General features: G+C 55.4%; 19 protein-coding genes and 1 tRNA gene. 8 read left to right on the forward strand and 12 right to left on the reverse strand.

Going from position 1 to position 25,362, the window contains the following annotated elements:
• Positions 1 to 2 precede the first annotated feature (2 nt).
• A complete protein-coding gene (locus AS19_RS08160; RefSeq protein ID WP_046961912.1) occupies positions 3 to 722 on the forward strand; it encodes a DUF3108 domain-containing protein in 720 nt (239 codons plus the stop codon).
• On the opposite strand, the gene dcd is transcribed toward AS19_RS08160, so the two are convergent.
• Both dcd and apbC read right to left on the reverse strand, forming a co-directional pair.
• The gene (gene dcd, locus AS19_RS08165) at positions 719 to 1,288 is read right to left on the reverse strand and encodes a dCTP deaminase (RefSeq protein ID WP_011588858.1); all 570 of its coding nucleotides are present in this window, start codon (positions 1,286 to 1,288) and stop codon (positions 719 to 721) included. The genes AS19_RS08160 and dcd overlap by 4 nt on opposite strands.
• Positions 1,289 to 1,484: 196 nt before the next feature.
• Positions 1,485 to 2,582, reverse strand: coding sequence for an iron-sulfur cluster carrier protein ApbC (gene apbC, locus AS19_RS08170; protein ID WP_081424060.1), 1,098 nt, complete (start codon positions 2,580 to 2,582; stop codon positions 1,485 to 1,487).
• 188 nt (positions 2,583 to 2,770) lie between these two features.
• Between apbC and AS19_RS08175 the strand changes: the two genes are divergently transcribed.
• The 3 genes from AS19_RS08175 to AS19_RS08185 all read left to right on the forward strand — a co-directional run bounded on the left by AS19_RS08175 (position 2,771) and on the right by AS19_RS08185 (position 6,104).
• Positions 2,771 to 3,466 (forward strand): SIMPL domain-containing protein, encoded by a 696-nt coding sequence (locus tag AS19_RS08175; RefSeq protein ID WP_046961913.1) that lies wholly within the window; start codon positions 2,771 to 2,773, stop codon positions 3,464 to 3,466.
• A 12-nt stretch (positions 3,467 to 3,478) separates the two neighbouring features.
• Positions 3,479 to 4,516 carry an AraC family transcriptional regulator gene (locus AS19_RS08180; RefSeq protein WP_046961914.1) on the forward strand — a complete coding sequence of 346 codons (1,038 nt, stop codon included), beginning with the start codon at positions 3,479 to 3,481 and terminating at the stop codon, positions 4,514 to 4,516.
• A 118-nt stretch (positions 4,517 to 4,634) separates the two neighbouring features.
• Complete coding sequence (locus AS19_RS08185; protein ID WP_011588862.1) at positions 4,635 to 6,104, forward strand: DUF3336 domain-containing protein; 1,470 nt, start codon at positions 4,635 to 4,637, stop codon at positions 6,102 to 6,104.
• Positions 6,105 to 6,361: 257 nt separating this feature from the next.
• Here AS19_RS08185 and umuC read toward each other — a convergent pair whose 3' ends face one another.
• Positions 6,362 to 7,648: a translesion error-prone DNA polymerase V subunit UmuC gene (gene umuC / locus AS19_RS08190; protein ID WP_046961915.1), complete on the reverse strand. Its 1,287-nt coding sequence runs from the start codon at positions 7,646 to 7,648 to the stop codon at positions 6,362 to 6,364.
• A gap of 5 nt (positions 7,649 to 7,653) precedes the next feature.
• Positions 7,654 to 8,064, reverse strand: coding sequence for a translesion error-prone DNA polymerase V autoproteolytic subunit (umuD, locus tag AS19_RS08195; RefSeq protein ID WP_046961916.1), 411 nt, complete (start codon positions 8,062 to 8,064; stop codon positions 7,654 to 7,656).
• A 198-nt stretch (positions 8,065 to 8,262) separates the two neighbouring features.
• Here umuD and AS19_RS08200 point away from each other — a divergent pair, with 198 nt between their 5' ends.
• Entirely contained in the window at positions 8,263 to 8,559 is a 297-nt protein-coding gene (locus AS19_RS08200) for a hypothetical protein (RefSeq protein ID WP_046961917.1), read from the forward strand.
• Positions 8,560 to 8,658: 99 nt separating this feature from the next.
• Here AS19_RS08200 and AS19_RS08205 read toward each other — a convergent pair.
• Positions 8,659 to 8,732 (reverse strand) — tRNA-Gly (locus AS19_RS08205).
• 193 nt (positions 8,733 to 8,925) lie between these two features.
• Here AS19_RS08205 and AS19_RS08210 point away from each other — a divergent pair.
• Positions 8,926 to 9,909 carry an NAD-dependent epimerase/dehydratase family protein gene (locus AS19_RS08210; protein ID WP_046961918.1) on the forward strand — a complete coding sequence of 328 codons (984 nt, stop codon included), beginning with the start codon at positions 8,926 to 8,928 and terminating at the stop codon, positions 9,907 to 9,909.
• A gap of 16 nt (positions 9,910 to 9,925) precedes the next feature.
• Here the strand turns inward: AS19_RS08210 and AS19_RS08215 are convergent, their stop codons facing one another.
• Positions 9,926 to 10,903 (reverse strand): methyltransferase, encoded by a 978-nt coding sequence (locus tag AS19_RS08215; RefSeq protein ID WP_046961919.1) that lies wholly within the window; start codon positions 10,901 to 10,903, stop codon positions 9,926 to 9,928.
• A gap of 194 nt (positions 10,904 to 11,097) precedes the next feature.
• On the opposite strand from AS19_RS08215, the gene AS19_RS08220 reads away from it, so the two are divergent.
• A complete protein-coding gene (locus tag AS19_RS08220) occupies positions 11,098 to 13,041 on the forward strand; it encodes a transglycosylase SLT domain-containing protein (protein ID WP_046961920.1) in 1,944 nt (647 codons plus the stop codon).
• 13 nt (positions 13,042 to 13,054) lie between these two features.
• Here AS19_RS08220 and AS19_RS08225 read toward each other — a convergent pair whose 3' ends face one another.
• Both AS19_RS08225 and AS19_RS08230 read right to left on the reverse strand, forming a co-directional pair.
• Positions 13,055 to 13,801, reverse strand: coding sequence for a hypothetical protein (locus AS19_RS08225; RefSeq protein WP_011588869.1), 747 nt, complete (start codon positions 13,799 to 13,801; stop codon positions 13,055 to 13,057).
• A 3-nt stretch (positions 13,802 to 13,804) separates the two neighbouring features.
• Entirely contained in the window at positions 13,805 to 16,738 is a 2,934-nt protein-coding gene (locus AS19_RS08230) for a DUF748 domain-containing protein (protein ID WP_011588870.1), read from the reverse strand.
• 130 nt (positions 16,739 to 16,868) lie between these two features.
• Between AS19_RS08230 and AS19_RS08235 the strand changes: the two genes are divergently transcribed.
• Positions 16,869 to 17,336 (forward strand): hotdog fold domain-containing protein, encoded by a 468-nt coding sequence (locus AS19_RS08235; RefSeq protein ID WP_011588871.1) that lies wholly within the window; start codon positions 16,869 to 16,871, stop codon positions 17,334 to 17,336.
• A 124-nt stretch (positions 17,337 to 17,460) separates the two neighbouring features.
• Here AS19_RS08235 and AS19_RS08240 read toward each other — a convergent pair whose 3' ends face one another.
• The 4 genes from AS19_RS08240 to AS19_RS08255 form a co-directional block, all read right to left on the reverse strand.
• The gene (locus tag AS19_RS08240; RefSeq protein WP_046961921.1) at positions 17,461 to 18,147 is read right to left on the reverse strand and encodes an alpha/beta family hydrolase; all 687 of its coding nucleotides are present in this window, start codon (positions 18,145 to 18,147) and stop codon (positions 17,461 to 17,463) included.
• Positions 18,148 to 18,162: 15 nt separating this feature from the next.
• On the reverse strand, positions 18,163 to 18,780 hold the full coding sequence (locus AS19_RS08245) for a TetR/AcrR family transcriptional regulator (RefSeq protein WP_035460256.1): 618 nt from the start codon (positions 18,778 to 18,780) through the stop codon (positions 18,163 to 18,165).
• A 414-nt stretch (positions 18,781 to 19,194) separates the two neighbouring features.
• Positions 19,195 to 20,238, reverse strand: coding sequence for a PA0069 family radical SAM protein (locus AS19_RS08250; protein WP_035460254.1), 1,044 nt, complete (start codon positions 20,236 to 20,238; stop codon positions 19,195 to 19,197).
• Positions 20,239 to 20,329: 91 nt separating this feature from the next.
• The gene (locus tag AS19_RS08255) at positions 20,330 to 25,171 is read right to left on the reverse strand and encodes an NAD-glutamate dehydrogenase (protein ID WP_046961922.1); all 4,842 of its coding nucleotides are present in this window, start codon (positions 25,169 to 25,171) and stop codon (positions 20,330 to 20,332) included.
• Between the last annotated feature and the right edge of the window lie 191 nt (positions 25,172 to 25,362).

Genomic DNA, 25,362 nt, shown 5'->3' on the forward strand with positions numbered 1-25,362 from the left:
ACGTGCGGTTAATCTCCGTCCTACTGATGCTCGTTAGTAGCCTGGCTATAGCGAACGAGCCTCTTGCTCCATTTTCTGCTGAATTTCGCATTTATGTGAACAAGTTACCCACGCCCGTAAAAGCCGAGCTAGTACTTGAGCCCGCAGAAGGCGACGATTATTACCATATGCAGCTCAAGGCAAAATCGTTTCTGCTCAGTAATACAGAAGAAAGTTACTTTCACTGGCGGGACTGCCAGCCTCGTACTACCCGATACGTGCATGAATTCAAGGGCTTTGGTCAAAAGCGCTTTCATCACATGGATTTCCAGTGGAACCCACCAAGGGTGCACAATGAATCGGAAGACGATAAGGAAAGCCAAGACATCCCCGCCGATACCCTAGACGAGCTAACCATCTTGTTACGAGGACGCTGCGTGTTCGCCACCGGCGACAAATCCTATTCGGTAACCAGCGCCTACGGCGATAAGGTTCGCGAACATCATTTCGAAGTGATCGACCGAGAAATGCTGAAAACGCCGCTGGGCAAGCTGGACACCCTACTCGTGGAAAAGAAACGCACCGGAGACAGCAAAGAGAAACGGCGCACCCTATTCTGGGTAGCACCGCAGCTCGATTATATGGTCGTCCAGGCGAAACACATTGAAAGTACCCTGTTGAAAGCCGACATGATCATGATCGACTACAACGGCCCGGAGCCGCAATCAGCACTCGCTGATTAAGCGCGCGGCAGGGTAACGCCACGTTGTCCCTGGTATTTACCCCCTCGGTCCATATAAGAGGTTTCACACACCTCATCGGATTCGAAAAACAGCATCTGCGCCACCCCTTCGTGGGCATAGATTTTTGCGGGCAGCGTCGTGGTGTTGGAGAATTCCAGTGTTACGTGCCCTTCCCACTCAGGCTCCAGCGGAGTGACGTTAACGATAATGCCGCATCGGGCATAGGTGGATTTTCCCAAGCAAATGGTCAACACATTGCGAGGGATACGGAAATACTCCACCGTGCGTGCCAACGCAAAAGAGTTCGGCGGAATAATGCAATACTCCCCTTTCACATCCACAAAGCTGCGCTCATCAAACGCTTTTGGGTCCACCGTGGCCGAATGGATATTGGTAAACACTTTGAACTCATCGGCACAGCGCACGTCGTAGCCATAGCTGGACACGCCATAAGAGATCAGTTTTTCACCGTTCTCATCCGCACGAACCTGCCCAGGCTGAAATGGCTCAATCATGCCTTTCTCTGCGGCCATGCGGGAAATCCAGCGATCCGATTTAATAGTCATTTACGCCTCAATGTTCCAGAGTAGTTAGCGTTCAAGCGGCCAATGGTATAGGTGGCACGCTACAAGCGACAAGCAACAACGGGCAAGAAGTTGCGCAACGGTCAGTTAGGCTGCACGTGCAGAACCCTATCACTCACATTGCAGCTTGGGCCCTATGCCTACGATTGACCACGGTCTTGCGTTGCGCCTTGCCTTCTCAATGCTGCACGATATTTGGAAACGCTCGGTTTCCCGCCTCAGTCAGTGACAAGCGAGCCGCCAGACGCCGCGCCGCCACACGGTAAAGCGCCGCTTCCTCACTGTCGGGAAAGGCATGCACCACCGGCTCGCCTTTGTCCGCTTGTTCGCGGATGCGTAGCGACAACGGCAGTGCGGCCAGTAATTCAGTACCGTACTGCGCCGCCATTTTGCTGCCACCGCCCTCACCAAAGATGGCCTCCTGGTGCCCGCACTGGCTACACACATGCATTGCCATATTTTCAACAATCCCCAACACCCGGATATCCACCTTGCGGAACATTTCCACCCCCTTAATGGCATCCAGTAAAGCAATGTCCTGGGGCGTGGTAATCACCACAGCACCGGCCACAGGAATTTTTTGCGCCAGGGTCAGCTGAATATCCCCGGTACCCGGAGGCAAATCCACTAACAAATAGTCTAGTTCATGCCAGCGGGTCTGCTCCATCATCTGCACCAACGCGCCGCTGGCTTTCGGCCCACGCCACACCACTGGCGTCTGCTGGGTTGTCAGGTAGCCCATAGACATGGTTTGCAAACCGTAGGCATCCACCGGCACAAAGAATTTACCTTCCAGCAGTTGCGGTCGAGTACCGTCGGGCAACCCCAACATCAACGGCTGACTAGGCCCAAACACATCCGCATCAAGCAAGCCCACCCGGGCTCCCTCTGCCTGCAAAGCTAACGCCAGATTCACCGCCGAAGTGGATTTGCCCACCCCGCCCTTACCGGACGCCACCGCAATAATATTAGCAACCTGATCCCGAGCCGGCAGGCTACTTTGTGCCCGGTGCGGCACAATATGGCTTTTCACGTTCAATGACAGCGAGCGCGTCTCAAGCACCGGCGCCATATGCGCATGAAGGGCATCAATCAAGGCCCCGCGAATACTCTCGCAAGGGAACCCCAACGTCACCGTGGCCGACACCGACACATCGCTCACCTGAAACGCACTAACAGCACTCACATGATCCAAGCTGACACCCAGATCATCGGGGATAAAATCGCCCAGCTGTTGCCGAATGCGTTGTTCCTTTTCATTCATGGCTGTACTCATGACCGTACTCACCGATTGCCTCTGCTTCACGAGCTGCGATGATAGGGGCTAACGGACTAACAACCAAGGGTGCCCTTTTTTAAAGAGGGAACCATTAATTCAAGCGGTTTGCGCAGCATAAGTTGCGTAAACTTGACCGATAAGCAAAATAGAGCTTTGCCGCTTGCACGGCAGCACAAGGAGATGTCATGAAAGCTATATCCGCTGCGACCCTATTGATCGCCGGCACACTGGCCTTGTCTGGTTGTGATAACACCACCGTCAATAGCGCCCGCGACAGTATTACCGTATCCGGTAACGGCGCAATCAGTGCCCAACCCGATCGTTTCATGGTCATTGCCACCGCCAGCCAGAATGGCGATGACATGGCCGAGATGAAAGACCAGGTGGATGATGCAGTCAGCAATATGCTGGACTTGGCAGACGACCTGGATATTGAAGAAAAGTCCGTCACTGCCAGCACCATGCGCATCACTCCCCAGTGGCAGTATCAACCCGAGCGCAAATTAGTCGGCCACCAGATCAGCCGCGAGGTGAGTTTCCAGGTAGATGGCCTTGAAACCTATGCTGAACTGCTGGAAGGACTGGCCGAGCAAGGGGTGCGTAACATCCGGCCCGCTGGTGCTCAAGTGAGCAACCGCGACAAACTGGCTAAAAAAGCGTTGGAAAAAGCGGTGGAGGATGCTCGCGAGCGGGCGGAAATTCTTGCCGAAGCTGCGGACCGCGATCTGGGCGAAGCCTTTCAAATTCAGGCCCAGGGTATTAACTCTCCGCAGCCTGTAATGATGATGGCGCGGGCCAAGGATAGCGGCGCAGCGGAAAGTTACCGCCCAGGCGAAACGGAAATTTCCGCTCAGGTACAAATCACTTTTGAACTAGACTGATCAGGCATCGTCATGGACGCATTGGGCCAGATTTGTAGCGCTGCACTGCAACAATACCTGGCCCACGCAGACGCCCGTGGGCTGGATACGATTGCCGCACTGCAACACGCCAATCTGGACCCAGCGCATATCCAGAAGCCGGATACCCGCATCCATGGTCAGCATTTCCAGACCTTACTGCACGCTCTTATCGAGCAATCCGGCGACCCGCTGTTCGGTTTACATACCTCCGAATTCGTGCAACCTGGCTCTTATAATGTCATGGGCTACATTGCCATGAGCGCCAGCACACTCCAGCAAGCCCTGTCGAAAGTCAGTTTGTATGAAAAGCTGGTAGGCGACATGGGCACCACGCAAACCACCCTTGATGCCCATCAGGCCGCGATTCGCTGGGATTGCCTGTACCGAGAACAACCAGCGCGCCAACACCTGATTGATAACGTGCTTGGCTCCTGGGTGCGTTATGCCCGCTGGCTCACTGGCAACGACCAGTTGGCACCGGATCAAGTCTGGCTGGAACACCCCACGCCCCCGGCCGCCCAAGTGGACGAATACCGGCGCGTATTTCTTTGTGATGTGCTGTTCGAACAACCCTGTTCTGCTTTGGTGGGGCCGCCACAGTTACTCCAGCAACCCATCCGCCAACCAGACCCGCTGTTGCTCTCCACTCTGGAAGCCCACGCCATCCAGCAGCTGAATCAGCTAGGCGTAGTTACCAACCTCAGCCAACGAGTGAAGCAATGCATCCAAGACGCCATTGGCCACTCCCTGCCGCGCAAGGAAACCGTCGCCGAACGGTTAGGCATGAACGTTCGTACCCTGCACCGCCGGCTAGCCGACGAACAGCAAAGCTGGCAAAAGCTGCTTGATTCCGTGCGCCTGCAACAGGCACGGCACCTGCTCACCACCACCAGCTTGCCCCAGGCCGACATTGCCGCAGCCCTAGGTTATTCCGATATTCGTTCTTTTCAGCGCAGCTTCAAACGCCATACCACCATGACCCCAGGGCAGTATCGAAACACGCCCAAAAATACGCAAATAAACTCATAGTTGCGGGCGTTATTATGTACCCCTCAGTACTTTTTATCCTACAAGCCCTTAAATCTTGCCCCCACCCCTGTCTATACTGACATCAGTCAATGACAACAACTCATGGTGGAGAGCCTCAATGAAAGGCACCCTCAAACAGCTCGAACGCGCCATCGACAAGGCGACTACCTACGATGAATGGTATGAAGCCAGCCAGGAACACGACCGCCTTTCCGGCGCGGACAGATGGAAAGAAGTAGACCGCTCGCCCTACTACGACTATGAATTAATTCGTAATCGGCTCTGGCAGATTCGTCAGGCCCGCGAGCGAAACGATGTGAATAAGCTGGTTTTCCATTTGCACGAAGGCCTGCATGGCAACTTAGGCAACATTTCCAACCCTCGCCTTTATCAACACAGCCGCGTGGGTACTAAACGCCTCATCGAAAACTATCTGAGCGAAGTTTCCACCGCGCTGAATTACCTGTGTGATAGCAACTTCAAGGAATTCGGGCTGAAAGAAAAACTCGATTTCTTTGAAACCACCGGCCAAGCCTTCGGACAAAGCTGCCTGATGTTATCCGGCGGTGCCGCGCTGGGCCTATTCCATATTGGTGTGGCCCGCTGCCTGTGGAAACAAAATTTGCTGCCCTCAGTAATATCCGGTTCCAGTGCTGGCAGCATCATTGCTTCGGTTGTCGGCACCCATAATGATGAAGAGTTAAAAGTAAAACTGGAGCCGGAAAACATCTATCTGGAAGCGTTCAAGGTGCTGGGCTGGAAGGGCCTGGTGCGCGGCACGCCGGTACTCGATGGCGACCACCTGGAAGCCTGCCTGGAAGAAAATATCTCCGACATGACCTTTGAAGAGGCCTATCGGCACACCGGGCGCGAAATCAATATTACCGTCAGCCCCTATGATCGTAACCAACGTGCGCGCCTGCTGAACTGGCGCACCTCCCCCAACGTGCTGATCCGCAAGGCCTCGCTGGCTTCCTGCGCTATTCCCAGCATCTACCCGCCGGTTTCCCTGTGGGCGAAGAACATCGATGGTGAGCGCGTACCCTACATTCCTGGGCGCAAATTCGTCGATGGCTCCATTGTTGACGATCTTCCCATCCGCCGGCTGGCACGCCTCTATGGCGTCAACCACTCCATCGTCAGCCAAACCAACCCCCACATCGTGCCCTTCCTGTCGCGCAACGAAAACACCGACAGCTCCCTGAGCACACTGGGCGATTGGGCTTTGCGCAACGTATCCATGAACCTGCGCTATGGCCTACAACTGGTACAGCACCAGGTAGCCTCCAACGACCTTGGGCTAATTATCGACAAGGCAAAAAGTATGGTGACGCAGAAATACATTGGTGACATCAACATGATCCCTCCCCGCCAACCACTCAATGCCCTGCGGATTCTGAACAACCCCACACTGCAAGATGTGCAAACCTATATCCGCAAAGGTGAACAAGCGACCTGGCCAAAACTCGACATGGTTGCCAACACCACATGCATAAGCCGCACCTTCCGCGACTGCCGCGCACGCCTCGACCGCATTGAAGAACGCATGCTGGACCGAGTAAACATGACCTCGATAGCTAACCAGTGAGCCTCGGCACGGCAGCAACAACTAGAAGCCGTGCTTGTTTCACCGTGTGCGCCATTATTAATAACAACCCCGCTGGCCCTGAACGTGGCCAGCGGGGGGCAGCTAGTCAGCAAGGTGATTTTTAGAGCGCGCATGCCATCGTCGCATGGAGCGCACCGAACAAAGCCCGCGATCGCCAGATCAAACCGGTTCACCGTGCGGCGCTCTTACCCTGCTTATCCGAACTGAACTCAAACGCCAATTACAAGGCACAAGGCCTAACGCACCACCGGCAAATCAGACCAGCGGCTAGTATAGGCCGGAGACAGATGCGCCCTGCGCATGGCCCAGGTACTGTGCTGATTCCCCTGCATTCCCCGCCCCGCCAACCACACCTTGCCCACGCCACTCTGGTTGATGCTATCCATGACGGCCATTAACGCTTCCCCGCGCCGGCCAGTCTCCTGCTCTGCGGGTTTCTGCTCGGCAAATAATCCGCACTGCACCTGATCACGCCCGCGCAGATCCGTGAGAATCACGCCCGCCTTGCCATAGCGATAGCCCGGCCGCCATAACTGCGCTAGCAACGCCTGCGCCTGACGCACCACCAAGCGGGTATCTGCCGTGGCTGGCGACAACACGGCACTGAGCGTATCCGGGAACAACTGCTGTGGTTTGCCCATGGGGGCGGTGCGCAAATACACCGTCACCCGGCCGGCATATAGCCCCTCCTTACGCAGAGACTCCATGGCCCGGGAAACAAAATCGCTCAGTGCCTGGCGCAACGGCGGCAATGCCGCCACCGGCTCACCAAAAGAACGGGAATAAATCACTTGCTGACGGGGCGAAGGCTGGGTGTCTAAAGACAAGCAAGGCTCCCCGTTCAGCTCCCGCACCAACCGTTCCTGCACCACGGAAAAACGCTGGCGGATCATCCCGACATCGGCCCGGGCCAGATCCAGCGCCGTGTTGATGCCCAGCGCCTCAAAGCGCCCACGTAACCGCCGCCCGACCCCCCATACCTGGGAAATCGGGGTTAACGACAACAATTTGTCGCGCCGCAAGGGATCGCTGAGCACCACCACGCCGCCCGTGGCCGGATAACGCTTGGCCGCATGGTTGGCTAACTTGGCCAACACCTTAGTGGGCGCAACCCCCACACACACCGGCACGCCCACCCAGCGATCAATACGTGCGCGAATCTGCAGGGCCAGGGGCTGTAGTTCAGCCGTTTTCATCAACGACACATCCAGAAACGCCTCATCAATGGAATAGGCTTCTACCCGAGGTGCCAGGGTTTCCAAGGTCGCCATCACCCGCTGGGAAATATCCCCATACAGGGCATAGTTGGAAGAAAACACCGCCACTTTGTGCCCACGGATCAAGTCGTGGGCCTGGAACAGCGGCATCCCGGTTTTCACCCCCAACGCTTTGGCTTCCGCAGACCCAGCCACAATGCAGCCATCATTATTCGACAGCACCACCACCGGCCTGCCCTGCAGGTCCGGGCGAAACAGACGCTCACAAGCGGCATAGAAGCTATTGCAATCAACCAGCGCAAACATAACCGTTACTCACCCGCGGGCAAACGCCTACCACCGCGTAAGGTGTGCAGGGAAAACGTGACCACGCCGAACAAATCCAGCCCTTCCTCTCCAATCAGAATCGGCGCATAAGCCGCATTTCTCGGTTTGAGCATGGGCACCGGAAGCAACTGCAACTCCTTTACTGTGAACTCGCCTTCCAGCGACGCCACCACCACGTCGCCCGCCACCGCCTCCAGAGAGCGATCCACAATTAGGATGTCACCGGAATAAATACCGGCATCCACCATGGAGTCGCCCTCTACCCGTAACAAGAACGTGGACGCCGGATGGCGAATACACAATCGGTTCAGATCAAGATGCTCATCCAGATATCCCTGGGCCGGGGACGGAAATCCGGCAGAAACAGGTTCACTGAAAAAAGGCAGGGAAGACATGGCAATACACCGCAAACAAGCAATCGGTAAAGCATAACAAATACTGACTATATGTACAGTATAAGGAAAAGCAAACCGCATTCAGCGTTACATCACACAGCAATGGCTCACAAAAACCGACAAAAATACCAAACAACTACTATCCACCCTCTGCAACGGCTGGCGTAACGTGTTGGGAAAATACTAGAGAACCAATCGATGCATACCGATAATCATCACCGCTGGATGTACGATTTTCTGGATGAAGTGGGCCTTCCTCTCAGAGCCGAACTCTTAGGCTATGTGTTGTACGAACCGCAGCAAAATGCCTTTATCGCTGGCAACAACACCGTAACCGCCCCCTCATCACCCCAGCCACTGGTGAAACCCTGTGCCTGGGCGCACTGCTACCCTTGTATCGTGCAGGCTAGCAATGCCGCTAATACATTGGGAGCAGAATACGAAATCCATGCGCTTTTCCAGCTCGACAGCCGCTATCTGTCCTGCCCGCTATAATGATAATTACTTCACCGGATCGCGAGCGAGAGCTCGCCCAGAATCAACCAAGAATGCTCCAGACATAAAAAAACCGCCTGAAGGCGGTTTTTTTATGTCTGGAGCGGGTGAAGAGAATCGAACTCTCGTATGCAGCTTGGGAAGCTGCCGTTCTACCATTGAACTACACCCGCAAAGGCGAAACGGCAATATAGTCAAAAGCCGCTGGCTTGACCAGCACTGAAGAACAATCTTGTGTTTTGCGCAAACAGCGCTTTCAAAAGCATGAAAGCAGACAAACAAAGCAGTTGCCAGCGTTCACGTCTATGCGTATAGAAGAACAAAGACAAAACAACAAATGTACATCAGCAAAAGAAGGATATTGACATGCCCGTGGCATTTATCAGTGGGGGCCGAGGATTCCTCGGTGGGCATATTATCGACCAGCTTCTCGACAAACAGTGGGAAGTGGTTGCCCTAGTGCGTCCCAATAGTGATGCCAGTGCCTTGCATGCCAAAAAGGGGGTATCCGTCGTTCAGGCACCGCTAGACAATGCCACCGAACTGGCTCTGGTCATGCCCGCTGCACCCGATGCGGTTTTTCACGTGGCGGGCAACACCAGCCTGTGGCGCCGAGGTAATGCACAACAATACAGGGACAACGTCGTCGGCACCCAAGCCATGGTTAGCGCCGCCCTGAAAAATGTGGCCGGTCGCTTTATTCATACCTCCTCCATTTCCGCCTGGGGCATTCAAGACACCCCCATCAACGAGCAGACCCCTTCCAATGCCGCCAATGACTGGATCGGCTACAACCGCACCAAGTTTCTGGCTGAAAAGGAGGTGGAAAATGGCATTCGCCAAGGGCTGGACGCTGTAATTATGAACCCCTGCGGCATCATTGGCGCCGGCGACACCCACAACTGGTCGCAGATGATTCGCATGATTAACGACGGCAAACTCCCCGGGGTTCCGCCTGGCGGTGGAAACTTCTGTGCAGTGGAAGAAGTGGCGCGGGCCCACATTGCAGCCCTGAAGCATGGCGTCTGTGGCGAACGCTATATTCTTGCCGGAGTGGAAGCCAGCTTCCTGACCTTAGTACAGACCATTGCTGAGCAACTGGGGCGCAAGGCTCCACGGCGCACCGTCCCCCCGGCACTACTCAAACTGGCGGGCCAGCTCTACCCCATCGGCAGCCTGTTCACCGGTAACGAACCCAGCCTGACCCCGGAAAAAGTCGCACTGGTTACCAGCCGGGTCCACGCCGATGGAAGAAAAGCCGTAGCGCAACTGGGGTTTGATGATCAGGTCCCCTTGGCCACCATGCTGGAAAACTGCATCGCCTGGATGGCCCAGGAACGCATGCTGTAACTGCCAGCGTGTAATCTCACGACAATACCGCCCGGTAGACACGGAAACGGGTGGTCTCGCTGGCTACCTGCACATGACTGAAAGCATCATCCAACCACTGCACATAGGGCAGCTCACGATTAGCAACCAACCACAGCACGCCACCCGGCTTGAGATAGGTGGGCGCCTCAGCAATTAGCCGGCGGGTAATCTCGGTAGTACGCTGACGGCGATCGTGGAATGGTGGGTTGGTGACCACCATATCTACCCGCCCCTGAATGGGGGAAAACAAATCCCCCCCCATGATCCGGCCTTGCAGGCCATTGCGTGCCAAGCTTTCAGTGCTGGCTGTTACGGCACTGGCGCTCACATCCACACCCTGAACCTGCCAGCCATGACGAGCCAACCAAACGCTGATAACCCCTGCCCCACACCCCATATCAATAACTTTGCCGGGCTTACCCAGGTTGTGTCCCTCCATGGCTTGCAGCAGCAGAGCACTGCCCTCATCCAAACGGCCATGGCTGAACACCCCCGGATAACTCACCGCTTCCTGATCCGCCACCTCAAGCACGGTTCCCCAGGCGTTCAAGGACTGCTTTTCGCCAGGTTGTAATAAACCGCTATAGAGTTTGCAGTGCCGGGCACTGTCCTCCAGCATAGTCCCATCCACATGAGCCTCCAGATACTTCAACGCCCCCCTAATCCCCCCTTTTGTCGGGCCAATTAACCACAGCTCCGTGGGTTCGGCGATCTCGCCGGCTAACCAGTTGAGCAGAAATCGTAACCGATCAAGCGACTTCGACAACGGCAGCACCAGCAGGTCAGTGCCTGCGGGCACAGTGGGTGCTGGCGCCCACTGTTGCGCCCCGATGGTGTAGTCATCCGCATGCACATGCACCGTGGCATCCACCGATAGGGTTTTCAGTGCGGGGTCATTAGCGTCAACCACCAGCACATTACGCCCGGCAAGGGCATCGGACTGTCGCAGCAATAATTGTGTTGTGTTTTCCATGGGCTCCGGCTCAAGTCAACTGCGGCGGCAGTATAGAGCATATCGCACAGCGGCGGATAAGGGGGCGGCCAACAACATCTTCCCCACGCTGCGCCATAACGAGAATTCTCCTCAAGTTTTACATAATCACCACGCCAAGCGCACAGTCAGCCCGGTAGAATTGCCCCATTCATTCCAACGATGTGGAGGCACAAATGGGTCGCACTGCGCCATTAACTCGCGTTGCACTGTTTGCCTGCTGTCTGTTTTCTTCGTTGGTTGTTGGCGCTACGGATAGCGGCAACTTCCATCAAGCTCTGGACGCAGCACGCAACGATGACTGGGAAACGCTTTCCCGGCAGCAACAGGCTCTGGGTGATCAGCACCCTCTGCAGGCCTACCTGGACTTCCACAAACTGCGCGCAGCTTTGCCCCAACTCAGCGCGGACAAAGTAATCCAGTACGCTGAACAATACCCGGATTCGCCGCTACCCAAGGATATTCGGCAACTAGCCATTGTCGCTTACGGCAAGGCAGAAAAATGGCAAGCGCTGCTAGCCATTAGCGACAAAGCTCCCAGTGGCATAGCCCTTCGTTGCTATTACCATCAAGCACAATGGCAAACCGGTGACAAAACCGCCCTGCAAGCCGCCAAAGATCTGTGGGCCACCGGCCAGTCCCGGCCTAACAATTGCGACCCGCTGTTCAACGCCGCTCGAGAGGCCGGAGTCATCGGTGGCCGACAGATCTGGGAACGTCAACAGCTTGCCTTTGATGCTAATAATCCCGGACTAATGCGCTACTTAGACAAAATGCTAGCAGACAGCGACTACACCAGCGCCAGCCAATGGCTGCAAAAGCTCTACCAAAGCCCCCACAACGTGACCGAGGTGCCTCGCAGCCTTCCTGACACTCAACGCCAGACACTGCTGTCCGCCGGCTTACGGCGCTGGGCGTATAAAGATACTCAAGCGGCGCGCAAATGGTTCGATACCCAAAGCCGTCAACAGGGCCTAACAGACAAAACACTACGGGAGCGGGCTGGCAGCCGGATAGCCTGGTACTCCACTATCCGCGGAGTGGAAAGCAACCGCCAATGGTTGGATAACTGGTTAGCCAATCATCCCGACACCTCGCTGGTGACACAGCGGGCTCGTCGCACTGTAATTGAACAAGACTGGGACGCGCTAGATGAATGGGTTATGCGCCTACCCGAGGAAGATCGTAATGATTCGCGCTGGTTATACTGGCGTGCCCGTGCGTTAGAAAGCACCGATCGGCCAGATCAAGCCCGTGAGCTGTATCAACAAGCCGCCCAGCAACGCAATTTCTTTGCCTTCCTGGCCGCAGACCGGCTGGGTGAACCGTATCGCTTCTCCGAACAGGAGCACCGCTCCTCAGCCACTTTCACCCCACCGCCTGCCATCACCCGTATCCGCATGCTACGGGAGCTGAATGAGCCTTACCTGGCGCACAAAGAGTGGATGTGGTTGATGTGGCATAGCAATAAGGCACAAATTGCCGATCTGGCAGACTACGCATTGGCTCAAAAATGGTACGACCTGTCTGTGCAGGCCTCTATCCAGGCCAAGGCCTGGAATACACTGGCCTGGCGCTTCCCACCCGCGTATCTGTCATTATTTGAAGAGCAAGCCAAACCCCACGGCTTGGATCCCTGGCTCTCTATGGCCGTGGCCCGTCGCGAGAGCACCTTCAATCCTCAGGCCCGCTCACCGGTGGGCGCCATGGGGCTCATGCAATTGATGCCGGCCACCGCCCGCAAGGTGGCAAAAGACGCCGAGATGGGCACGCCCACCAGCAAAACCCTGCAAGACAAACACACCAATATCGCCCTTGGTAGCCGTTACTTAGCGGAACTCCTTGACGATTTCAGCGATAACCGTGTGTTGGCTCTAGCGGCTTATAATGCAGGCCCCAGCCGGGTGAACCGCTGGTTGGAAAATGCGGAAGACGGCGTGCCCGCCGATGTATGGATCGAGTCCATTCCTTTCCGCGAAACCCGGGATTATGTCCAGGCAGTGCTCACCTATCGTGCTTTATTTGTGGGTATGCACGATGACCAAGCACGCAGTAAACAGCTGCTAACCAGTGACGAGAATGACGAGCTCTATTCCTTGAGCATGCTGGACCAGGACTGATCGTAAAGCCGAATCAGTCCAGTTGGCGGATGTGGTAATCCAGCCGCGCCGCCGCTTTCGCATGGCTCAGCGCCGGGGTTACCGCAATGCGCCGCCGCAGGTGAATACTGCGTGCGGGCTCACGAGTGAAAGCAATCACCGCATTGTGGCAATCACTGCAGGATAAGCGAAAGCGGCTGGCGAAACTTTTCATGGCACGACGGCCCGAGGCTGAACTGTCACGGTATTCCTGCCAGTCACCAAAATTCATGACCAAAGTGCCATGCTCCGACAGATTGTTGCGCAGACACGCCTGCCAGCCCGCATCGGCGGGCACCGCCCGGCTCACCTGTTCATTACTCGGGGCAAACAGATCTTCAATAATTAGATCGAAAGGCTCGCCCTGATACTCCCGTAACCACTGCTGCGCATCCCCCTGCCAAGTCTCCACCCCAAATGCGTCGATGCCGAACACCTCGCGAGCCACTTGAAGGTGGACACCGTCCAATTCCACCGCCATCAACACATCCGGATTCAGCAGTTTGCGGATCGGTGGGATCAATGAACCGCCACCAAGCCCCAATACCAGCACCCGACGAAACCGGGCAGGTTCGTGTAACAGCGCCGGCAGCCACAACAAATCCCACACACTGCCTGTCAGCAGACGCTTAGGATGAAACTCCGAATGCTGGACGCCGTTAGCAAACAGCCGCAAAGTCTGCCCGGCACGGCGTACTTCGTAGCGCACCTCGTCCTGTTCTGTTTCCCAGATTAATGCCACCGATTATTTTTCCAGCGTCAGCGTCAAGCCAGACACCGCACCGTCAACTTTAGCGTCGCTCAGGTACAGGCGAGACGGCTCAATATTAAACTGTTTCACCAGCCTCGCCTTAGCGTTTTCCGAACGTAACCGCGCCAGCGCTATCAATTGCTCCTGGTCCACTAACTCAATCTCTGTAGCGAGCATGGCATCCCAGGCACTGCGCGCCAGCAAGCTATCGCGCTGTTCGTCATCTTCAGGCAAAGGGGCACTGATCAAGGTTTCCACATCGCGATCAGAGCCAGACTCGTAACGGCGAATCAGCTTACGGCGCCATTTCTTTTCCTGCACGGCCGCATCAATACCTAGCCAATCATCACCCGCCACATCCTCAGCAATGGCCCGCCCGGCAATAGCGGCACGGTCTTCTGCATTGGTGGTCCCAACCAGCCCAATATGTAAATGCGGCTTCTCCGTTAGCACCTTGGCCAGTGCCTGCAAAGAACCGGTTGTTTGCACACCGGCCTGCGCACTGCCCGGCTCGAAGGCGATGGTTTCCAAATTCTCGCCACCGGCCAAGCCGGCCAGTACAGAAAACGGTGCCGTAGCCGCTTTGACCACAATATTAGTCAGCACCTTCAAGATCATGCCACTGACACTAAAACTGGGATCATCCAGATCCCCGGACATTTTCACCGGCAGGGTAATTTCACCGGAACGACTGCGCAGAACAGACAAGCCCAGTTTCACCGGCGCTCTCACCGCGTTCTCACTGGCGACTTTTTCACCCAAATAAAACTGATCCGCAAGAATATCGGCAGCGCTATTGAGGTGATTTTTCTCAACGCTGACCTCGGTATCCACCCCCAACTGCCCCTTCTCTACCAAGTATCCCAAGTACAGGCCGGTGTAAGGCGAAAGGCTCGTCATTTCATAGTTATGCAGAGACACCTGCATGTCCGTGGAGAACGGCTCCGAAGACAGCCGGCCCTTAACAGAGAAGGGCGCATACCGATCAACTTGCGCACTCAGATTCACGTTGGCAGTGCGTCCAGAGCGGGTATCCAAGTTACTCACCGTGCCCGCCAGTTGATATAGCCCAATGCGAAAATGGGGGCTCAGCGATAAATCTTCATGGCGCACTTGGCTGCCCACTAAACGGAGTTTATCTACCGTTACCTGCCAGGGCTTGGACGATGACGATGCAGAAGGAGAACCGCCCGAGGACGCCGGCGCCGGCATACCGGCCTGGATGCGCGATGCCACATCGCGGCCTTGAGCATCCACCCGGTGCAACATATCTATACCGGTGAGCAGGATCTCTCCCACGCGAACCTGCTGGGTTGCGGTCGCCAATGACACATTTTTAACCTGCCCTTTATTCACCTTAATCAAGGGACGGCCGCCCTCCTGCAGGTTAAGGTTAATCACGCCAGCACTGCCATTCACCGTAATATCTGGCGTGTCACCTTTCACCGTGGACTGCAAATCCACGCTAAGCTGCCCACTGGTCATTTTCAGTGGTGCCTCGCGCTCCAGCCACGGGGACAACGGCGCCAAGGGCAAAGCAGTCAACGCCCCCTTCGCACTGATCGACAACGGGGCCAATTGACCCTCACCGGAATGAGTCAACGAGCCTTGCTCCTGAAGGGTTGCCTTGCCTTGCCAGGTAAACGTGGCCTCTTCACCTATAATAAGGTTGCTCAGGGTCAGGCCACCGTCGGTAAGCGTCATTGTTTGCGCCGGGTTCAGGGTACGGTCCGTGAGGCGCAAGGTATTCCCTTCTATTGCCAAATTATCCAGCCGGGTAACCCAGACCGTCTCAGCCTCGGCAATACGCTCAGCCGCCTCTTGGGCCTTTTCTTTCACATCTTGCTTGCGTTGCTCCGCCTCTTGCGGATCCACTGGCAGGAACAATGTGGCGAGATCCAACCCATCTTCCGCCAGTACCGCATTCACTTGAGGCTGCTCCAAGGCAACGTTAGGCAGCTGTATCTCTTTCTTGGCGCTATCCACGGAAATACCTGTCACGGTCAACGCTGGCACCTCAACGCTCGGCGCTTGCTCACCAGGCTTCTGGATCTGCAAATCCCGCAATGTGAGCTCACCATTATTGACCATCACCCGCGGCCCCTGTTCAGTACTGAACAGGTAGTCCGTTTGCAAATCCAGTTCGCCGGAGGGCACCGTGAATCTCACCTCGCCCTCGGCCAGTTTAGCCAGCGACACTAGGTCGACTTTTTCTATGCTTAGATGGCCATGGGCCAGAAACGGTGAAAACGCAAAATGGCCATTCCAATCAAAAGCACCACCCTCTGGCCCCTCTAAATGAATAGCGTAACCATTCTGGTCTTCCCCTTTTGCAACCGTGGAAAAGTTTGTCACCGTGAACGCCACAGGCAAAATTAGCTGGTGGGGTTCCTTGCCCGTAGCTTCGGTATAACGCAGTTCTCCGTGACTGAGCGACAACTCATCCACGGAGATGTTCGGCAACGACGACTCCGCATCAGAGACGGGTTCCACTTTTGGGTCACTGTCTGCCTGTTGCGTTTCCATATGGGCGATGATGTCGTCGAAATTAAAAACCGACCCAGGGTTACGCTGAGCTCTAACGTTCAGCCCCTCAACACCGATTTGCTTGAAATGCCAGCGCCAACGGAACAACGACGAAACCTCGAAATTCACATAAAGCTGGTTAAAACCCAATAAGACTTGCGTTTGCTCATCGTTGATAGCGAAACCGTTCACCGTGGCACTCAACGCCAGCGGATTAATTTTTACCTCGCTAATCACCACCTCACGGCCAGTCAATTCAGCAAGGGCATCTCGGGCGTTATCGCGCACCAAGCCGGGAGCAACAAAAAAGCCCAGCAACACGTACAATAAATAGAAGCCAGCCAGAATCACCAACGCTTTGGTCTTCCAGCTGCTGCCCTTCAACGCCTGTGTAACTTTCACGCCGTTCTCTCCGCTGAGATTAAAATTTTGACACTATGGTAACAGTTGGGCCGGGCAATGGCGCCCCAAACCCATTGCTACACCGCCGCGGCTGTGGAGAATGAGCTCATTGATTTCAGGAGCCCGTCCCATGAGTAATAACTACCTGCTAAACCTGTACGAAAAAGCCTTAAAACTGCCGGCCGGGCGCAAGATTTTCTCTATGGTATTCAGCCGAAAAGCCCCTTACTTCGCGACCATCACCCCGACCATCGCTGAACTGCGCCCTAATTTCTGCAAGGTCACATTCAAGAAGCGTAAAGGGGTGGAAAACCACATCCAAACCGTTCACGTCATCGCTATCTGCAATGCGATGGAGTGCGCCATGGGCGCCATGGCGGAAGCCTCTGTACCCAAGCATTTACGGTGGATTCCCAAAGGCATGGACGTGACCTACACCGCCAAAGCCACCACCGACATCACCGCCACCGCCGAAGCCAACCCGGAAGACTGGAAACCCGGCAACCTGCCTGTCACGGTTAAAGCCACACGGGACGATGGCACCGTAGTGGTAGAAGGCACCATTAATCTGTGGATCAGTGAAAAATCACAGAAGTAAAACCGCCCAGAGAACCGCTGAATACAGCGCAGGAAAAAGAGAAAACCCCGATAGTCATGGTACAACCAGGCCGGCAAACGCATCACCTGCCTGACACAACATCAGGTTTAGGGCGGGCCGCCGCCTAACGCTTAATGGCAGGCACGCCCTTCAGCATAAACGCCGCCGACGCCCTCGCGGATTCTTGAATCAAATCCTGCTGTTTTAACCCACTGCGTTTGAGCGGTTTAAAATCATGATCCCCAACCGGCAGCCAGTGCATGTGCACCTGCTCTGACAAACCATAGCCTGCCACCTCATCCGGCTTACCAAAGGGGTCCCGCTCGCCCTGGCAAATCAACATAGGCACCGCCAGATCTGGCAGATGGGCAATCCGTGTTTTCTCGGGTTTGCCAACCGGATGAAAAGGATACCCCAGCGCAACCACGCCATCGATATCCGCACCCTCGGCTGCCAGCATAGAGGCCATTCGCCCCCCCATGGACTTGCCACCGATCCACAGTGGTAGTGATTCATTAACCGCACCACACAACTCACCGACCAAGGAGTGAGCTTGCTCAACGCGCGCGGTAAAGGCGCTCAGCAGTTTGGGTGCTCGGTCCGGTGGAAATTGGCGCTGTTCGTAGCGCCGCCGTTGCATATACGGGAATTCAAAACGCAGCACGGCCACGGACTGTGAAGCCAATGCCGCAGCCATAGCATTCATAAAATCACTGTCCATGGCGGCCCCAGCCCCATGTGCCAGCAGCAGCAATGCTAGCGGCTCCTGCGCCGCGTCATACAAACAATCCGTGCCCAACCACTCACTCATAATCAGGCCTTACCGTCATAGCGCAGCCTGCAACGCACGTAACTGGCTTCGTAGGGCATCAGCGAACACCACCTGAAATACATCCAGCGGTGGAGCGTTAATCACGGCAGCTACCACCGGCGCAGGCTGACTCACCGCCCAACAACCGATTACCGACTGTTGGGTTTGCATCAGGAAACGAATTGCTTGATCCCCCTCCAAACCAAATTCATTCTCTAACCGTCCGGCTAAATGGACAAACTGGGCCAATAAGGCCTGCTTGAACTCCCGTGCCTGGGGTTCATCCAAATTGTGCTCCAACACGGTATGCAGAATAGAGGTTAAGCGGCAAAATAAAGGCCGCCCGATTAACAACTCACTGATTGCCGCCCACAGCGGCTCCCCCTGAGCTAATGGCGCCACCACCATATCATCCAGCTCATTTAGATAGAGCGCCAAAAAAAGGGCTTCTTTGGAGGGGAAATACCGGTATAGCGCAGCTTTGGTAACACCGGACTGGCGAGCAATCGCCGCCAAACTAATGGCGTCGAACCGTTGTTCAGCAAAGAACATCGCCGCCGCCTCAAGAATTTGTGCACGCCGCTCCGCTTTCTGTTCCGGGGAGCGGGCACGTTGAAAGGGACAAGAATTCACGCCTGTAACAATCCAGCCAGTCGGTGCTTAATCATACGGCGTGCGAGCTTGCCGAGCCAGACCATCAGCACGTTGCTTAACCGGGGAAGCATGATGGTGCGATAGCGCCCGGCCAACGCCTTACTAACCCCGCATCGGTTCGCATGGTATACGCCTTGAAGAGCAAGGAATGAGCCGCTCTGGAACGCCGTAATAGACGCCACATTGATGAGGAAAACACCCCTCCCTGCCGACTTCCACACCTTGATTAACCGCATTCAATTGCGGCACCAACCGCCAAGTCAAATCCATCAACACAGTCACCGTTACCTGAACCATATCGAGCAGTACTACAGCGCCGGCTCGCAAAATTTACCAATCGCTGAAATACGCCTTTTGACTAAACCCATCGGAAAAATAAATAACCCTAGCCAACTAAACCGTGCCCCACAGGCTCAACTGCCCATGGGGCCCCGGCGGCACAAACCCACTGGTATCCAGCGACAGCGATTCGCGCGCGGCCAGCCCAGCACTGCGACAGGCGGAATCAAAACGCTGACGGAGTAAGTGTGACCAAGCACCTTGCCCACTCTGACGGTGATGCCAACGGCTATCGTAAATCGCTCCGCCGTGTAGATCCCGCATCACTGACATGACCTTATCCGCACGGTCTGGATAGTGCTCCTCTAGCCATTGCTGCCACAACGGCCCCACTTCGTGGGGCAAGCGCAGCACCACATAGCTCGCCTGCTGGGCACCGGCCATGGCCACCTGATGAACAATATCTTCCAGTTCGTGATCATTAATAAAAGGAATCACCGGCGCCACCAATACCGTCACCGGTACGCCGGCTCGGCTCAGTTCGCGCACCACTTTAAGTCGTTCCTTTCCCCCGCTGGCGCGAGGCTCCAGCTGGCCCTTAAGGCGGTTATCCAACGTGGTAACCGAGACAGCGACGCAAGCACGCCCTGCCCGCGCCATGGGCGCAATCAAGTCTAAATCTCGCAGCACTAAGGTGCTTTTGGTAATCAGGCTGAAAGGGTGCTGACAATCCACCAGCACCTGCATCAACTCGCGCGTAATGCGTCGCTCACGCTCAATGGGCTGGTAAGGGTCGGTCACGGTACCCAGTACAATCGGCCGGCAACGGTAGCTTGCCTTACGCAAACTATCGCGCAGCACTTCGGGGGCATTGTCCTTACAGAAAATTTCGCTCTCAAAATCCTGGCCGGGGGATAGGTCCACATAGGCATGATTGGGACGCGCATAGCAGTAGATGCAACCGTGCTCACACCCCCGATAAGGGTTGATACTCTGCTCAAAAGGCAGGTCCGGGCTGCGGTTGGTCATGATAATGCTGCTGGCTTTCTCACGGTGATAGCGAGTGGGCCGATTCACAGGCGGACTATTAGATTCAGAATGACTGACGGCAAAACGCCCTGGTCGCTGGCTGAGGGTTCCCCTATTCATTGCACGCATACACTTCACCTCTGCATATACTGTCTTTTTGTACAGTATATGCAGAGGCCTACCAACTCAAGTGCAATCCGTGCGTTCCTCGACAAAAGGCCTACAAACTGCGCAACTTACGCAGCTCGCGCACACCCACCGCCAGCGTCATAAAGTCGTAGGGGCCTTCCGCTTGCAGGCTTTGCAAGCGATTTACGCCAAAGGCTACTTTTTGGCGCGACTTCTCCTCCCAAGCAGCAAATCTTGCCGCCGCTGTCTCGCCTGCGCACTCCAGTACTTTAGCGGCCACTTGCCGATGCAAACGGTAAGAGTCTTCTCGTAGATTAGCCCGGGCCAAGGCTTGCCAGCGATCCTGAACAGACAGATCGATAATCGATGACAATAGCCACAAAATATGCAGTTTATCGCCGACGAAGAAGTACACTTGCGCTGCCAGTTTCAACGGCACCTGAGCCTGAGAGGCAAGCTCTACAATATCCAGGGCACAGCCTAGCACCATGGTATTGGCTAGCATTTTCGCTTCTTTATCGGGCACGCCATCGTCTTTCATGCCCTCCACAGCCTGATCCCATTCCTGCCGGTAACTGCCCGGCAGCACCTCGGGCAACATACTTTCCAGTTCAGCAATGGCCTGCCGGTAACGGGCCACAGCTTCCGCCACCGGACGGCGCCCCCACTTGTAATGAATCAGCCAAGTAGTCACGTGCTTCATCAGCCCGATTACGCGACCATAAAGCCGTAATTGCACCTGACTATCCACCCGCCCATCCAGCTCATCCACCGGCGCCCAATAAAGGTCCCCGTCAAAAACGGCATGAGCCATGACATAGGCCTTCACCAGCCGATGCAATGACAAACCATGCTCATCTGCGTAACGATGAACAAAAGCAAAGCCCACGCGATTAACCACTGCATTAGCCAGCACGGTGGCGATCAACTCCCGGCGCAAACCGTGATTAAGAAGATCATCACCAAACGACTCCACCAGTTCCCGCGGGAAGTAATGCAGCACATCTTGATCAAAAAAGGCATCGTCAGGCACATCCGATGCTAGCAAGGCATCGAACAAGGCATTCTTCGTATAGGACAACAGCACCGACAGCTCCGGGCGAGTCAGCCCTTTACCTCGGGTACGGCGCTCACTTAACCCTTCATCATCTGGCAAAAATTCCACCGCACGCACCAGCATCACCTGGCGCTCTAGTGTCCGCAGATGGTTAGCATGTTCATCCAGCCGCGACGCAGCGTTATATTCCAACAGGCTGAGCGCCAAGCTTTGCACGTAATTGTCACGCAATACGGCATCGGCTACATCGTCGGTCATGCGCACCAGTAAAGGGTCGCGGGTATCCCGATCCAGGCGCCCATCGCGCAGACGCTGGTTCAATGGAATCTTGATATTCACTTCCCGATCCGAGCTGTGCACGCCGGCGGAATTATCGATGGCGTCAGTATTAATGCGGCCACCTTTGAGAGCAAACTCAATACGGCCCAGCTGAGTGAGCCCCAGGTTGCCACCCTCACCCACAACCTGGCAGCGTAGATCCTTGCCGTTTATACGAATGGCATCGTTGGCTCTGTCGCCCACTTGGCCATGGCTTTCATTACTACCCTTCACATAAGTGCCGATACCGCCATTCCAGAGCAGCTCCACCGGCGCCTTGAGAATCGCCGTAATCAATTCCGCAGGCGTCAGCGTGCGCTCAGTAATCCCCAACGCCTCGCAGGCCCGCTCACTGAGCTCAATACTCTTGGCACGGCGCGACCAGACGCCCCCCCCTTCAGACATAGCCTCGCGATCGAAGTCATCCCAAGTGGCACCTTTGGTTGTAAACAGGCGTTGTCGTTCGACAAAAGTAGCGGCCGGGTCCGGGCTTGGGTCGATGAAAATATGCAGGTGATTGAACGCGGCAACTAGCTGAATCTGGTCTGATAGCAACATACCGTTGCCGAACACGTCCCCACCCATGTCACCAATGCCAACCACAGTGAAAGGCTCAGCCTGAATATCCTTGCCCTGTTCGCGAAAGTGGCGTTTTACGCTTTCCCAAGCACCGCGAGCAGTAATACCCATTTGCTTGTGGTCGTAACCCGCACTGCCACCTGAAGCAAACGCATCGCCCAGCCAGAAACCGTAATCGTCAGCCAGGCCATTGGCGATATCCGAGAACGTCGCAGTGCCTTTATCTGCGGCCACCACCAAATAGGGGTCATCTACGTCATGACGAACCACCTGATCCGGCGCCACGATCGTATCGCCCTCGCGGTTGTCGGTGATATCCAGAAGCCCGCGAATGAAATCTTTGTAACAGGCGATGCCTTGCTGCTGCCACGCCTCCCGGTCACTGGGCGTGCCGCCTTTCACTACAAAGCCACCCTTGGCACCCACCGGCACGATAATAGCGTTCTTAACCATCTGAGCTTTGACTAGGCCCAGCACTTCGGTGCGGAAATCCTCACGGCGGTCGGACCAACGCAGGCCGCCACGGGCCACAGGCCCACCACGCAAATGAATACCTTCCATGGTGGGCGAATAGACAAAGGTTTCGTACATAGGCAGCGGTGGCGGCAACTCGGAAACTTTCGTTGGGTCGAGCTTGAGGCTGACATAAGATTTGTCGTTGCCTCCTGCCGTTCGCTGATAGAAGTTAGTACGCAGCCCTGCTCTCACCACGCTCAAAAACGCCCGCAATACTCGGTCTGCATCCAGTGAAACTACGCTGTCCAGTTCTTGGGCCAAGCTCTGTGACAGTTTCACTCCTTCATGCTCACGGCGACTATCGCTTAACTGCGGGTCAAAACGGTTCTCAAAAAGCTGCACCAATAAATGGGCAATGCGTGCATGTTCCGCCAGCAACTCCTCCATGTAATTTTGAGAGAAGGGTAATCCTGTTTGAATCAGGTATTTTGTCAGCGTACGCAAACACACCACTTGGCGGGCATTTAGCCCTGCCAGCAACACCAGTCGATTAAGACCGTCATTTTCGGTATCGCCATTCCAACATTGCAGAAAAGCCTGTTCGAAATAACGTTTCTGTTGCACCGGCCCCAAACAGCAGTCCCCGTTGACTTGCACATCAAAAACCTGAATCCAGCGGGGCTCACCGCCGCGAGGAGTCACCTGGGTGGGGTTCTGGCGCACGACTCGCAGGCCAAAATTCTCCAGCGCCGGCAGCACAGCGGATAACTCAATGGGATTATTCAAACTGTACAGGCGCAAACTGGTTGGACACGCCGCACCATCCGCATCGGAAACAGTCAAACAGGGCAACACAGGCTGGTCCGCTCTCAGCTGAATCAAGTACTGCAAGTCTGCGGCAGCTTCCACAGCGCTGTAGGCTTCCCGATAACTTAAAGGAAAGGCTTCTCTATACTGCAACGCCAACGTAGCACCGTCACCGGCCCGGGGGCCCATCTCCTCGCACTCGTCATTCTGGTCACTGGTTTTGCGTAACACTTCCCCTAGCTGATCAGACCAAGAGCGGGTGATCTCGATCAACCGCTCCTCTACCTGGTTATCGTTCATTGCCAGCTGCATGCCCTGGGGAATGCGCACAATACAATGAATCCGAGCCAGCCCTTCACGGAGAAAATCCACCGTACGTTCCACCGAGCGGCCATTACACAATGTCATCAGCTCAGCCGTCACCTTGTCGCGCAGTTCCGGAGAATAACGCTCGCGGCTTAGGTAAATCATGCAGGAATAAAAACGTCCGTAGCGGTCTCGACGCACGAAAACCCGCAAATGGTGACGATCACGCAGGGCACGAATGCCCATGCAAATGTCATACAGCTCTTGCTCGCTACACTGAAATAATTCATCACGAGGCAGTTGGTAAATAATGTCGCGCAGGTGCTTGCCGGAGTGCGAGCGGCCTGGCAAACGAGAACGCTCCAGCACGTAATTCACCTTGCGGCGAATCAATGGAATATCCCGGGGCCGGTTGATATAGGCATCAAGGGAAAGCAAACCGATATAGCGGTCGGTGCCTTCAACGCAACCGTCTGCAGCCAAACGTTTTACCGAAACCACATCCATGTAGTGAGGATGATGAATATGCGAACGCACATTGGCTTTGGTGACAACCACTAGGCGACCATGGCGGATGTATTTGGCCATTTCTTCATTCGGTGCAATAAATTCATCCGCATTGGCATAGGGGCTATTCGGGCGGGCCAGACCAAGCCCTGCAGCATTATCCAGGTGCAACTGGATGCCCCCCTCCATATCTTTTGCTTCAGAGCGGGCATAACCAAGAAAGGTAAAGTGCTCTTCAGACAACCATTCAATAAACTCTTTTGCTTCCTGTAGCTCCTGTTGGTCTCGATTAGGATAACTGGCCGATAAATTAGCCTGGGTCGCGCTAAGGTTATTGAGCATGGGCTCGAAATCTTCCACCACCACACGCAAGTCATCGAGCACACGTTCAAGAATAGCCTGCAAGTTGGCGTAATCCTTATCGTCGCCCAGCGGTTCGAATTCCACATAAATCATGGATTCAGCGGGCTGCTCACCGTCACCGACACCAACCACCTGGGTGAGATGCCCATGGGCATCGCGGCGCATCTGAATCACCGGATGCACAGTCCAGTCAATAGCCGTACCCGCATCACGCACGGCCATAGCCACGGAATCCACCAAGAACGGCACATCATCGGTAACAGTGCGTAGTGCAGCAAGCCCACCGGGGTGGCAAGGGGGTTTCAAGTGGATAAGGGTTTCGCCGGGGTGGCGTTGGAGTGTCATCAACCAGTGCTGCTGGGCGATTTGAAAAAGCGCCTCAGGGGAGCGAGCGGTCAGTGCAGCAAGGCTGCTCATTTCATAATAGGCAGTGAGAAAACTGCGAAAAAGAGACTGTTGATCAGCGCCGATGTGAGCCGTCACCAGCCCTTCCAGCTGGGCCTGCAATAGCGCTTCGCGTTGAGCGACCTCATACTGCATCAAAACCTCCGGCGTCCTTATACTACGAAACGTATCGAGTAAAACCGAAGCACGTGGCCAACCACGACCTTCAAGCTCTCCTAGGCCCGCCGGGCACACGCACAGGCCTTTTCGCTCACTCTATACCCCCGGTAGCAATGAATGCCAGCCTGGCTTTTTATGTCGTAGAACCACGCTCAAGCTCTCCGCTC

This window comes from Alcanivorax sp. NBRC 101098 (assembly GCF_001010505.1).
In the GTDB taxonomy this organism is placed as follows: Bacteria; Pseudomonadota; Gammaproteobacteria; order Pseudomonadales; family Alcanivoracaceae; genus Alcanivorax; species Alcanivorax borkumensis.

Bases quoted from the DNA above. Each gene is read 5' to 3' on its own strand.
- dcd (WP_011588858.1), bottom strand. From the start codon at position 1,288: ATGACTATTAAATCGGATCGCTGGATTTCCCGCATGGCCGCAGAGAAA.
- apbC (WP_081424060.1), bottom strand. From the start codon at position 2,582: ATGAGTACAGCCATGAATGAAAAGGAACAACGCATTCGGCAACAGCTG.
- AS19_RS08175 (WP_046961913.1), top strand. From the start codon at position 2,771: ATGAAAGCTATATCCGCTGCGACCCTATTGATCGCCGGCACACTGGCC.
- AS19_RS08180 (WP_046961914.1), top strand. From the start codon at position 3,479: ATGGACGCATTGGGCCAGATTTGTAGCGCTGCACTGCAACAATACCTG.
- AS19_RS08185 (WP_011588862.1), top strand. From the start codon at position 4,635: ATGAAAGGCACCCTCAAACAGCTCGAACGCGCCATCGACAAGGCGACT.
- umuC (WP_046961915.1), bottom strand. From the start codon at position 7,648: ATGTTTGCGCTGGTTGATTGCAATAGCTTCTATGCCGCTTGTGAGCGT.
- umuD (WP_046961916.1), bottom strand. From the start codon at position 8,064: ATGTCTTCCCTGCCTTTTTTCAGTGAACCTGTTTCTGCCGGATTTCCG.
- AS19_RS08200 (WP_046961917.1), top strand. From the start codon at position 8,263: ATGCATACCGATAATCATCACCGCTGGATGTACGATTTTCTGGATGAA.
- AS19_RS08210 (WP_046961918.1), top strand. From the start codon at position 8,926: ATGCCCGTGGCATTTATCAGTGGGGGCCGAGGATTCCTCGGTGGGCAT.
- AS19_RS08215 (WP_046961919.1), bottom strand. From the start codon at position 10,903: ATGGAAAACACAACACAATTATTGCTGCGACAGTCCGATGCCCTTGCC.
- AS19_RS08220 (WP_046961920.1), top strand. From the start codon at position 11,098: ATGGGTCGCACTGCGCCATTAACTCGCGTTGCACTGTTTGCCTGCTGT.
- AS19_RS08235 (WP_011588871.1), top strand. From the start codon at position 16,869: ATGAGTAATAACTACCTGCTAAACCTGTACGAAAAAGCCTTAAAACTG.
- AS19_RS08240 (WP_046961921.1), bottom strand. From the start codon at position 18,147: ATGAGTGAGTGGTTGGGCACGGATTGTTTGTATGACGCGGCGCAGGAG.
- AS19_RS08250 (WP_035460254.1), bottom strand. From the start codon at position 20,238: ATGCGTGCAATGAATAGGGGAACCCTCAGCCAGCGACCAGGGCGTTTT.
- AS19_RS08255 (WP_046961922.1), bottom strand. From the start codon at position 25,171: ATGCAGTATGAGGTCGCTCAACGCGAAGCGCTATTGCAGGCCCAGCTG.